Raw genomic sequence first — 12,072 nt, forward strand, 5'->3', positions numbered from 1 at the left:
CGCTTGGCATTAACGAAAAGAGCATATTCACATATGCTGTTCTAGGCTACACCTGATGCTATCTGGCAGCGGTACCGATTGCTTGGCCTTATGGTCAAAATGTACCAGGGTGGTTTCACCCTCTACGCAAAGCTTGCCACTCTGATAGGCCTGTTGCAGCAGGCGAAAGGAGCTATTGCCGATATAGCTGACCCGGGTACGGATAGTGACATCAGTGCCGTAGAACAGTTCACCTTTGAACTGGATCTGGTAGCCAGCAATGATGAGGTGCCAGTTTTTCACATCCAGATCCGGGGTAAAAAAGCGAAATACCGGCTCCCTGGCCTGCTCGAACCAGACAGCGGGAACCGAGTTGTTGATGTGCCCCAGAGCATCGGTCTCTTGGAAGCGGGGTATCAGGGTCATTTCAAACATGGTGTGATCCTTAACAAATAACGGCCACAGAATAAGCTGACATCGGCCTTTGATGCCATTTTGCCTTTACCCTGCCAGCCGCTGTGGCTAGGATTTCCCCGACCTTCCCCCAAAGAGCCTGACGCATGACGGACCTCGCACTGGCACTCTCTCTTATTGCCGCCATATCCCTCGCAGCCCAATGGCTGGCCTGGCGCCTCAAGCTACCGGCCATCCTGTTTCTACTGGCGGCCGGCCTGTTGCTGGGCCCGGGCACCCACACCCTGAGCCCGGACCGGCTGCTGGGAGAAACATTGTTTCCGCTGGTGTCCATTTCGGTGGCGATCATCCTCTTTGAAGGGGCGCTGACCCTGCGCTTTCACGAAATTCGTGGCCTGGTGAAGGTGGTGCGCAACTTGGTGACCATCGGCATGTTGATCACCTTTGCGGTGCTGGCCTTTGCCTGCCATTGGCTGTTGGGGGTGTCGTTGCAGGTGTCCTTGCTGTTTGGCGCGGTGATGGTGGTAACCGGCCCCACCGTGGTGGCGCCGCTGCTGCGTACCATCAGGCCCCGCGCCGAGCTCGATAGAGTGCTGCGCTGGGAAGGCATCATCATCGACCCTTTGGGCGCCATCTTCGCGGTTTTGATGTTCGAGCTGGTGATCATTCAAACCAGCCAGCAGGCCGCGGCCCTGCACAGCTTATGGATCTTAGGTAAAACCATTTTGCTGGGCGGCGCCCTTGGCCTGGGGGCCGGGGTAGCCACCGCTACCGCCCTTAAAAAGGGCTGGCTGCCGCTTTATCTTCGCAAGATTGGGGTGCTGGCCGTGGTGTTGCTGGCCTATGCCCTGTCGGAGCAGCTGCAGCATGAGTCGGGCCTGCTGACGGTGACCGTGATGGGGATGTTCCTGGCCAACAAAAGCGACCTGGATATCGACGACATCATGGAGTTCAAGGAAGATCTCTCGGTCATTCTCATATCCGCCCTTTTCATCCTGCTGGCGGCTCGGGTCAACATCGGCAACCTGGTGGAACTGGGCCTGCCGTTGGTGGCGCTGTTGCTGGTGGTACAACTGGTGGCCCGGCCCCTTTGCGTATTGGCCTCGGCCTGGACCAAAAAGCTCAACTGGCGTGACCGGCTGTTTTTATCCTGGATAGCGCCGCGCGGCATTGTGGCTGCGGCGGTCAGTTCGCTGTTTGCCCTGCGCTTAGAGCAAGCCGGCGTTGCCGATGCCGATAAGCTGGTGTCCCTGTCTTTTGCGGTGATCATCGCCACCGTGGTGCTGCAAAGCCTCACCGCCGGCCCGGTGGCCAAGCTGCTGGGCGTGGTGCGCGAAGCGCCACGCGGGGTGCTGATCATCGGCGCCAACAGCCTGGCCCGCGCCGTGGCCCAGGCCTTGAAGAAGGTGGATATCCAGGTGCTGCTGGCCGACCCGGTCTGGGAGAACTACCGCCTGGCCCGCATGGAGGGGCTGGACGTTTACTACGGCAACCCCCAGTCGGAACAAGCCGAAGCGGTGTTGGATTTCTCCTCCATCCGCCAGGTCTATGCGCTGTCGCCAAACCGCCACCAGAATGCCAACGCGATCACCCATTTTGCCTACCTTTTCGGCGACAAAAAGGTGTTTTCCATAAGATCTTCCCAGGGTAAAGGCTTTGCCAACCAGGAGAGTGCCACCTTCAGGGCGCGGCAGATTTTGTTCTCGGAAGACTGCACCTTTGCCAAGCTCAATAGCCTGTTGATGCAGGGCTGGCAGGTGAAAAGCACCAAGCTTAAGGAAGCCTTCGACTGGGAGGCCTACAAGGAGCGGCAAAAAGAAGCGCTGCCGCTCTATATCATCGATAAGAAGGGCTTTTTAAGCCCCATCATCAACGGCGATCAAAAGCCCGAGGTGGACGAGGTCATCATCGCCCTGCTGCCGCCACAGGAAAAAGAAAACCAAAACGCTGCTTGATAAAGGCCCCGCTGGGGCCTTTTTTATAGGCTTTTGGCAGGGCGCGGCCTTTGCTGGCGAGCCAGCAACCGGCTTAACACCAGAAACAGCGCCAGCATCCCCAGGCCATACCCCATGTCCTGGCCCAACACTGAAAGCGTCAGCAGGCACAACAGGGTGCTGATACCGGCCAGCCAGCGCCAGGGGCCGTGCAGCAGCTTCCAGCCGGCGGCCATGCTCAGCAGGTACACCAGCACAAAATTGCCGTTGGCGTAGCGGATAAGGGCGCTGATGGAGAGCCCCTGCCACCAGGCCAGCACGGCGCAAGCCGCGCAAATCAGCACCACCAGCGTCAAGGCCCGCCCCGGCACGCCATGGCGGTTTCGCCCGGCTAAAGCCACAGGCAATTTGCCTTCGTCGGCCAGGCTCCACAGTAACCGGGCAAAACCCTGCACATAGATGTTGATGGAGGCAAAGCAGGCTAGGTAACCAATCAATGCGGCCAGCCATTTGGCCTTGTCACCCCACAGCCCGGCAATCATCTGCGGCATGGAGGCGCCGTTGGCCTGGGGGCTGCCAAAGGCGCCAAAGCTGAGTACCGCCACCGAGCAGGCCCAATACACCAAACCGGCCAGCAGCGTGCCTATCAGCAGGGCAAGGGGGAAGTCCCGGTCAGGCGATTTAAACTCCTCCCCCACATGAGCAAAGGCCTCTATTCCCACAAAGCACCAGAACATCACCGCCAGGGCCGCCGGAATACTGCCCCAGGCTACCTTCTGAGTCGGCAGTAGCGGCATGCTGGCAAGAGGCAGATCCCCAAACCACCACAGCGACGCCACGGTGGCGACGATCACCACCGCAATGGCGGTTTGCACCGTACCAGAGGCCCTGGCCGGGCGTTGCCCCAACAGCCACATCAGCCCCAGGGTGGCCAGTTGGATAACCAGGATGGCGCCGCTGCTGAGCGCAAACAGCGCATGCCAAAAGCCGGTAGCGATATTCAGCGCCGCTGGCAGCCCCACCGGCATCACCGACAAGAACAAAAAGGCAGTGCCCTGCTCCAGGCGCGGGCCAAAAGCCCGGCCAATCAAATGAGGCGCCCCACCGGCATGGGGAAAGCGCTTGCCCAGTTGAGCAAAGGTAAAAGCGATGGGCAGCACCAGCACAATCAAAATCAGCCAGGCCCATAGGGATGCCGCGCCGGCGGTGGTGGCGGCAACCGCGGGAATAATGAAAATACCGGTACCCAGTAGTGAGGTGGTCAGCAACCCCACGCCCTGCAGCAGGCTCAGATCCTTGTTCAATCGACTCATGGCAGATACATCAGCAAAGAGGAAAATCCTGCTGCTATAGTAGTGGGCTCGTTAACGGAAGTGGCCTGCCAAAACGCCGGTAATGGCCGCCGTATTGCCGGAATCCACCGGCACAATGCCGCCCCGGTTTGCAGCTCAGGCAAAGGACAACAGTGGATAAATTCGACCAACGCATCCTGGCGCTGCTGCGTAAAGACGCCCGGTTGCCAACCGCCGCCATCGCCCGGGAAGTCAACCTGTCACGTAGCGCCGTCAGTGACCGTATCCGCCAACTGGAAGCCAGCGGCGTTATCACCGGCTACCACGCCCAGGTGGCCTCACCTCAAAAGCCGGTCAAAGCCTTTTTGGAACTCTTCTACGGCGAGAGCCGCTGCGAGGAGTTTGCCGAGCAGATGCGCGTCTTCCCCGAGATAAAGCGCTGCAGCGGCATCAGCGGCGAGACCGACATGCTGGTCTATATCGAAGCGGATAACATGGAGCGCCTTATCGAGATCCGCGCCGCCATCGAGCAATACCCGAAGATGCAGCGGGTGAAAACCCATATGGTGATGAAAGAGTGGGAGTTTTAACGGCTGCCCGCTAAACGCCCCCCATTAATGGGGCAGCGCTGCACTCACGCAAAAGAGCTGGCGCCAGCCCTCTACCTCACGCATGTAAGCAATGCGCGCGCCATCAGGCGACCACACCACCGCCTCACCACAAGGCGACTGCTCGCTAGGGAGGGTAAGCGGCGTGCATTGGCCACTGGCCAGTTCACAGCGCATTACCCGGTTATCGCAGACAAAAGCGATAGCGCCGCCTTTAGGGTGCCAGCTAAAGGCCGATTGAATAGGGCTACTCAGGGTAGTGATTTGCCTGGGCACCCCGCCATTGGGCGAAACCGTCCAAAGCTGCACTATGCCTTCGGCGTCAGCCAGCAAAAAGGCAATGGCACTGCCATCCGGGGCGGCCCGCAGCCAATGGCGAGGTTGTAAGGCTATCCCCTGAGTATGGGTAACACGGCGCTGGGTGACCCCTGCCGGGGGAGCAGGCAGAGAGCTTGCAGTGCCCTCAAGGGGAGCCGCACCTGCTTTAGCGTAATCCGCCAGGGCGTCAGGCAAGTCCACCACAAACACCTCAGGCACTTTCTCACCACTAGCAGAACGGGTGTCGCCAATAAAGGCAATGGCCCAGCGCTGCCGGCTGCCATCGGCTTTAAGGTAGCCCTCGTCGCCAATCCAGCATTCTTCATAAGCCCGGTCGATTTGGTCGCTACCAGGGCGCGGATCGCGCCGGGTTTGGCTGACCAGCACGCAGTAATAACTGCCGTCATATTCACGGGGGTGGTATTTGGGCGGACACACCGGCTGCAAGGGCACCGCCACCCCGACATTACGTAGGTCATCCCGCGAGTCCCTTTCATGCATCACATGGTCGTTATAGGTAAAGCTCAGCCGCGAACCGTCAGGACTGAACACATGCACATGGGAGCCGCCCCGCAAGGCGCCAGGGGTATAAGGGGCGGTAATGTCACACGCATCGAGGTTGGTGACGCCGCCCTGCTGCACAATCACCCCGCGGCGGTGGTGAAAGTCGTAATGCCAATGGGAGTCGGGATGCTCGGGACCATGGATAAACACATAACGTGGCGGCAGCTGCGGGCTCACCGTCACCACCCCCACATGGGCGCCATCTGTTGCCTGATACAACACTTCTACCGCGCCAGTCTCCACGTTGACTCGCTCTACGCTCAAGCCAGTAAAAGAGGCGCCGGAAGGACGCACATCAAAAGCCAGCCACCGGCTGTCGGCCGTCCAGACATTGATGTTGGTCAGCTGGTGGTGACGCGCTGCAAAGGTGAGCTGTTTTTCTGACATGGGCAACCTTTCGCCAAGGAACGACAGCGGTATCAATAGGTAAAACCGCGAAGACAAATGCAGCAGCAGTTTACGGGTTCAACCACAAACAAAACACCCCAGCCAACTGCGCCAAGATGCATTGGCACACTGTGATCAGCTAAGGAGAAAGGCTGGATTTGGCTACTTGGCGGTGACTTTCAAGAAGCCAGAGCGGCTAATGAAGCCTGGTGGCGGTCGTTTCGTTTGATGTGGCGAAGGGACCTACTCTCACCTAGCTATCGAAGCGGCATCAGATGGCGACAAGCGCGTCGGGAACCGGCGCTTGGACGTGCGCAGCACGGTCCGAAGGACGGTTGGCAGGGAGGCCAACCGTCATGCCACACCGCTTGCGGCGGTGGGTGAGCCTTGAAGTGAAAGCGCCGCTTTCACGCAGGCAAACGCGAGCATACAGGATGTGCGAGCCGGGTGACTGGCCAGGGAGGGTTCTTAAAGGGGGACCGACTTATAAACTGACCCCAAAGCAAGAGCCAAGCGCCGTTAATGAAGCCTGGCGGTGGCCAGCTCAGGGACAAGCCCTTCGCGCTACAAGCCTGAGCCAGTGCCACCGGCACTGCCTCTCGCGTTGCGACCGGCTTTCCGCCCTCCTCTCCCATGGAAGGACGCTGCCTGCGGCAGCGGCTTATCTATTTTCGCCATGTGAGCGTAATAACGGTCAGAGACGAAATAAACAAAAAGGCCCAGTCGTTAGACTGGGCCTTCTCGTTTATTAGGTGCCTGGCGGTGACCTACTCTCACATGGCGAATGCCACACTACCATCGGCGCGGCTGCGTTTCACTTCTGAGTTCGGAATGGAGTCAGGTGGTTCCACAGCGCTATTGCCGCCAGGCGAATTCGTTTAAGTCCGCTCTTGCGAGCCAACTTATCAATTCGGATTAAGCTGATAACAGTGCTTTCGATTCTCTCGCCTTACTTTGGCGTCCCACAAAACCCTTTGGGTGTTGTATGGTTAAGCCGCACGGGCAATTAGTACTGGTTAGCTCAACGTATCGCTACGCTTACACACCCAGCCTATCAACGTCGTAGTCTTCAACGACCCTTTAGGAGACTCGAAGTCTCAGGGATGACTCATCTCAGGGCTCGCTTCCCGCTTAGATGCTTTCAGCGGTTATCGATTCCGAACTTAGCTACCGGGCAGTGCCACTGGCGTGACAACCCGAACACCAGAGGTTCGTTCACTCCGGTCCTCTCGTACTAGGAGCAACTCCCTTCAATCATCCAACGCCCACGGCAGATAGGGACCGAACTGTCTCACGACGTTCTGAACCCAGCTCGCGTACCACTTTAAATGGCGAACAGCCATACCCTTGGGACCGACTTCAGCCCCAGGATGTGATGAGCCGACATCGAGGTGCCAAACACCGCCGTCGATATGAACTCTTGGGCGGTATCAGCCTGTTATCCCCGGAGTACCTTTTATCCGTTGAGCGATGGCCCTTCCATTCAGAACCACCGGATCACTATGACCTACTTTCGTACCTGCTCGACGTGTCTGTCTCGCAGTTAAGCTGGCTTATGCCATTGCACTAACCTCCTGATGTCCGACCAGGATTAGCCAACCTTCGTGCTCCTCCGTTACGCTTTAGGAGGAGACCGCCCCAGTCAAACTACCCACCAGACACTGTCCTCAACCCGGATAACGGGTCTAAGTTAGAACATCAAACATACCAGGGTGGTATTTCAAGGTTGGCTCCACCCGAACTGGCGTCCGGGTTTCATAGCCTCCCACCTATCCTACACAAGTAGGCTCAATGTTCAGTGTCAAGCTGTAGTAAAGGTTCACGGGGTCTTTCCGTCTAGCCGCGGGTACACTGCATCTTCACAGCGATTTCAATTTCACTGAGTCTCGGATGGAGACAGCATGGCCATGGTTACACCATTCGTGCAGGTCGGAACTTACCCGACAAGGAATTTCGCTACCTTAGGACCGTTATAGTTACGGCCGCCGTTTACCGGGGCTTCGATCAAGAGCTTCACCTTACGGCTAACCCCATCAATTAACCTTCCGGCACCGGGCAGGTGTCACACCGTATACGTCCTCTTTCGAGTTTGCACAGTGCTGTGTTTTTGATAAACAGTCCCAGCCATCTGGTCACTGCGACTCTCGTCTGCTTACGGAGCAAGTCCTTCACAAACAAGAGCGTACCTTCTCCCGAAGTTACGGTACTATTTTGCCTAGTTCCTTCACCCGAGTTCTCTCAAGCGCCTTAGTATTCTCTACCTGACCACCAGTGTTGGTTTGGGGTACGGTTCCTATGCAACTGAAGCTTAGAGGCTTTTCCTGGAAGCGTGGCATCAACAGCTTCGTCACCGTGGTGACTCGTCTCGTGTCTCGGAATTAAGCGCCCGGATTTACCTAAGCACTCTCCCTACGCACTTTCACATGGACAACCAACGCCATGCCTGCCTAGCCTTCTCCGTCCCCCCATCGCATTGCATAGAAGTACAGAAATATTAATCTGTTTCCCATCGACTACGGCTTTCGCCCTCGCCTTAGGAGCCGACTCACCCTGCCCCGATTAACGTTGGACAGGAACCCTTGGTCTTCCGGCGTGGAGGTTTTTCACCCCCATTAACGTTACTCATGTCAGCATTCGCACTTCTGATACCTCCAGCATGCCTCCCGACACACCTTCGCAGGCTTACAGAACGCTCCTCTACCGCTCACGCTAAGCGTGAACCCGTAGCTTCGGTGCATAGCTTAGCCCCGTTACATCTTCCGCGCAGACCGACTCGACTAGTGAGCTATTACGCTTTCTTTAAAGGGTGGCTGCTTCTAAGCCAACCTCCTAGCTGTCTAAGCCTTTCCACATCGTTTCCCACTTAGCTATGACTTTGGGACCTTAGCTGACGGTCTGGGTTGTTTCCCTTTTGACAACGGACGTTAGCACCCGCTGTCTGTCTCCCGGATAGTACTCTTGGGTATTCGGAGTTTGCATGGGTTTGGTAAGTCGGGATGACCCCCTAGCCCAAACAGTGCTCTACCCCCCAAGGTATTCGTCCGAGGCGCTACCTAAATAGCTTTCGAGGAGAACCAGCTATCTCCCGGTTTGATTGGCCTTTCACCCCTAATCACAGGTCATCCCCTACTTTTGCAACAGTAGTGGGTTCGGTCCTCCAGTACCTGTTACGGCACCTTCAACCTGCCCATGACTAGATCACCGGGTTTCGGGTCTATACCTTGCGACTGGACGCCCAGTTAAGACTCGGTTTCCCTACGGCTCCCCTATTCGGTTAACCTCGCCACAAAATATAAGTCGCTGACCCATTATACAAAAGGTACGCAGTCACACCACGAAGGTGCTCCTACTGCTTGTACGTACAGGGTTTCAGGTTCTATTTCACTCCCCTCGCCGGGGTTCTTTTCGCCTTTCCCTCACGGTACTGGTTCACTATCGGTCAGTTAGGAGTATTTAGCCTTGGAGGATGGTCCCCCCATATTCAGTCAAGATACCACGTGTCCCGACCTACTCATCGTGTGCAACAACAGCTGGCATTTCATGTACGGGACTATCACCCTGTATCGCGGCACTTTCCAGAGCCTTCCACTATACCAACCGCTGATAAACACACTGGGCTCTTTCCCGTTCGCTCGCCGCTACTGAGGAAATCTCAATTGATTTCTGTTCCTCGGGGTACTTAGATGTTTCAGTTCTCCCGGTTCGCCTCTGCACCCTATGTATTCAGATACAGATACTGACTTATGTCAGTGGGTTTCCCCATTCGGAAATCATTGGCTCAAGCGGTTCTTATCACCTCACCAATGCTTATCGCAGATTAGCACGTCCTTCATCGCCTCTAACTGCCTAGGCATCCACCCTGTACGCTTAGTCACTTAACCATACAACCCCTAAGGGTTTCGCTTGTGCGAACATATCGCCCGTTAATGGCGACATCCGTATGTGACTAACACCTGGTTTTTCGCCGGACGCTCAAAGTAAAACTTGAGAATCTCGTTTAAATTGCAGTGTTATCAGCTTTCCGAATTGTTAAAGAACAGGCTTAAAAAGCCTAAGGTAAGTCGTTGACTTAACTTAGTCTTCTCTCGAGCGAACCTTATTGATGGCGTCCCCTAGGGGATTCGAACCCCTGTTACCGCCGTGAAAGGGCGGTGTCCTAGGCCTCTAGACGAAGGGGACATCAATAATGGTGGAGCTAAGCGGGATCGAACCGCTGACCTCCTGCGTGCAAAGCAGGCGCTCTCCCAGCTGAGCTATAGCCCCAAAAGTGTGGTGGGTCTGAGTGGACTTGAACCACCGACCTCACCCTTATCAGGGGTGCGCTCTAACCAGCTGAGCTACAGACCCACACTTGTATACGCTCTTACCTTTAACCCAAGTAATCTGTGTGGACACTGCAACAGCAGGTATCTCTTTAGTAAGGAGGTGATCCAGCCGCAGGTTCCCCTACGGCTACCTTGTTACGACTTCACCCCAGTCATGAACCACACCGTGGTAAACGCCCTCCCGAAGGTTAAGCTATCTACTTCTGGTGCAGCCCACTCCCATGGTGTGACGGGCGGTGTGTACAAGGCCCGGGAACGTATTCACCGTGGCATTCTGATCCACGATTACTAGCGATTCCGACTTCACGGAGTCGAGTTGCAGACTCCGATCCGGACTACGACGCGCTTTTTGGGATCCGCTTACTATCGCTAGCTTGCTTCCCTCTGTACGCGCCATTGTAGCACGTGTGTAGCCCTACTCGTAAGGGCCATGATGACTTGACGTCGTCCCCACCTTCCTCCGGTTTATCACCGGCAGTCTCCTTTGAGTTCCCGACATTACTCGCTGGCAACAAAGGATAAGGGTTGCGCTCGTTGCGGGACTTAACCCAACATTTCACAACACGAGCTGACGACAGCCATGCAGCACCTGTCTTAGCGTTCCCGAAGGCACCAAGGTATCTCTACCAAGTTCGCTAGATGTCAAGAGTAGGTAAGGTTCTTCGCGTTGCATCGAATTAAACCACATGCTCCACCGCTTGTGCGGGCCCCCGTCAATTCATTTGAGTTTTAACCTTGCGGCCGTACTCCCCAGGCGGTCAACTTAACGCGTTAGCTCCGGAGTCCACGTTTCAAGAACACAAACTCCAAGTTGACATCGTTTACGGCGTGGACTACCAGGGTATCTAATCCTGTTTGCTCCCCACGCTTTCGCACCTGAGCGTCAGTCTTTGGCCAGGGGGTTGCCTTCGCCATTGATGTTCCTTCCGATCTCTACGCATTTCACCGCTACACCGGAAATTCCACCCCCCTCTCCAAGACTCTAGCTTGCCAGTCTTAAATGCAATTCCCAGGTTAAGCCCGGGGCTTTCACATCTAACTTAACAAGCCGCCTGCGTGCGCTTTACGCCCAGTAATTCCGATTAACGCTTGCACCCTCCGTATTACCGCGGCTGCTGGCACGGAGTTAGCCGGTGCTTCTTCTGCGAGTAACGTCACAGCTGATACGTATTAAGCATCAACCTTTCCTCCTCGCTGAAAGTGCTTTACAACCCGAAGGCCTTCTTCACACACGCGGCATGGCTGGATCAGGCTTGCGCCCATTGTCCAATATTCCCCACTGCTGCCTCCCGTAGGAGTCTGGGCCGTGTCTCAGTCCCAGTGTGGCTGATCATCCTCTCAGACCAGCTAGGGATCGTCGCCTTGGTGAGCCGTTACCTCACCAACTAGCTAATCCCACGTAGGTGCATCTGATAGCAAGAGGCCCGAAGGTCCCCCTCTTTGGTCCGTAGACATCATGCGGTATTAGCCATCGTTTCCAATGGTTATCCCCCACTATCAGGCAGCTCCCTACGTATTACTCACCCGTCCGCCGCTCTCAAGGGAAGCAAGCTCCCCTCTACCGCTCGACTTGCATGTGTTAGGCCTGCCGCCAGCGTTCAATCTGAGCCATGATCAAACTCTTCAATTAAAAGCGTTTGATGCTCAATGAATTGCTGAAGTGTTGAACACTTCACTTCATCGAGTAGTTCTCAATTTTTGAGTCTACCCAACTGTGAGTGCCCACACAGATTACTTGGATTCAATTGTTAAAGAGCGTCGCTTTCTCAAGCGAGGAGGCGCATTCTACAGCCTCCCAATACAGTGTCAAGCCCTTTCGCTTCACACTAAACTTCGTTTTTTAAGCCTTTCGACTCAATCCCCGAAGCGAGCCGCCATTCTACTCACTTATCTTTATCGGTCAAGGCCTTTTTAAGCACCGCTTAATCAGCTCTCAACCGCGCTTTCCCTTGGCGACGAGGCGGCATTATAGGGACCTAAACGCAGGCTGCAAGGGGTTTTTGCGAAAAAAATCGAATACCGGCTTTCACACAACTCACACACCGTTTAAGCACAACTTATCCACAGAAACTGGCCCTTTACAGGACAGATGATTTCGATTTAGGCTAAAAATCGTTCTTGTCGGAGTGCCTTAGGGCTGAGATCACGCTAGACGTGGGATCCGTGGAACCTGATCAGGGTAATACCTGCGAAGGGAACAAGTGAGACACACAATCTGAAACCGTCTCCCGGATGGGGTGCAGCTTGGCTG

Annotated in this window: 5 protein-coding genes, 3 tRNA genes, 3 rRNA genes and 1 riboswitch; of the genes, 2 read left to right on the forward strand and 9 right to left on the reverse strand. The window is 55.8% G+C overall.

Annotated features, from left to right (window positions below; all coding sequences use genetic code 11):
* Positions 1 to 27 precede the first annotated feature (27 nt).
* Positions 28 to 414 carry an acyl-CoA thioesterase gene (locus AC22G1_RS18095; protein ID WP_487314590.1) on the reverse strand — a complete coding sequence of 129 codons (387 nt, stop codon included), beginning with the start codon at positions 412 to 414 and terminating at the stop codon, positions 28 to 30.
* Positions 415 to 539: 125 nt separating this feature from the next.
* Here AC22G1_RS18095 and AC22G1_RS18100 point away from each other — a divergent pair, with 125 nt between their 5' ends.
* The gene (locus tag AC22G1_RS18100) at positions 540 to 2,348 is read left to right on the forward strand and encodes a cation:proton antiporter (protein WP_487314591.1); all 1,809 of its coding nucleotides are present in this window, start codon (positions 540 to 542) and stop codon (positions 2,346 to 2,348) included.
* 23 nt (positions 2,349 to 2,371) lie between these two features.
* Here AC22G1_RS18100 and yjeH read toward each other — a convergent pair whose 3' ends face one another.
* A complete protein-coding gene (gene yjeH / locus AC22G1_RS18105; protein WP_487314592.1) occupies positions 2,372 to 3,640 on the reverse strand; it encodes an L-methionine/branched-chain amino acid transporter in 1,269 nt (422 codons plus the stop codon).
* Between the two features lie 152 nt (positions 3,641 to 3,792).
* On the opposite strand from yjeH, the gene AC22G1_RS18110 reads away from it, so the two are divergent.
* Positions 3,793 to 4,209, forward strand: a complete 417-nt coding sequence (locus tag AC22G1_RS18110; protein WP_487314593.1) for an Lrp/AsnC family transcriptional regulator — start codon at positions 3,793 to 3,795, stop codon at positions 4,207 to 4,209.
* A gap of 24 nt (positions 4,210 to 4,233) precedes the next feature.
* Here the strand turns inward: AC22G1_RS18110 and AC22G1_RS18115 are convergent, their stop codons facing one another.
* The 7 genes from AC22G1_RS18115 to AC22G1_RS18145 all read right to left on the reverse strand — a co-directional run bounded on the left by AC22G1_RS18115 (position 4,234) and on the right by AC22G1_RS18145 (position 11,451).
* Positions 4,234 to 5,496: a YidR family protein gene (locus AC22G1_RS18115; RefSeq protein ID WP_487314594.1), complete on the reverse strand. Its 1,263-nt coding sequence runs from the start codon at positions 5,494 to 5,496 to the stop codon at positions 4,234 to 4,236.
* Between the two features lie 754 nt (positions 5,497 to 6,250).
* Positions 6,251 to 6,365: ribosomal RNA gene (gene rrf, locus AC22G1_RS18120) — 5S ribosomal RNA — on the reverse strand.
* Between the two features lie 116 nt (positions 6,366 to 6,481).
* Positions 6,482 to 9,377 (reverse strand): 23S ribosomal RNA (locus tag AC22G1_RS18125).
* Positions 9,378 to 9,599: 222 nt separating this feature from the next.
* A tRNA-Glu gene (locus AC22G1_RS18130) sits at positions 9,600 to 9,675 on the reverse strand.
* 8 nt (positions 9,676 to 9,683) lie between these two features.
* Positions 9,684 to 9,759 (reverse strand) — tRNA-Ala (locus tag AC22G1_RS18135).
* 7 nt (positions 9,760 to 9,766) lie between these two features.
* A tRNA-Ile gene (locus AC22G1_RS18140) sits at positions 9,767 to 9,843 on the reverse strand.
* Positions 9,844 to 9,914: 71 nt separating this feature from the next.
* Positions 9,915 to 11,451, reverse strand: a 16S ribosomal RNA gene (locus tag AC22G1_RS18145).
* The 16S, 23S and 5S rRNA genes sit together here with 3 tRNA genes alongside, the layout of an rRNA operon.
* A 482-nt stretch (positions 11,452 to 11,933) precedes the next feature.
* Positions 11,934 to 12,035: riboswitch (TPP riboswitch) on the forward strand.
* Positions 12,036 to 12,072: the final 37 nt, after the last annotated feature.

The organism is Gallaecimonas zhanjiangensis (assembly GCF_057624825.1).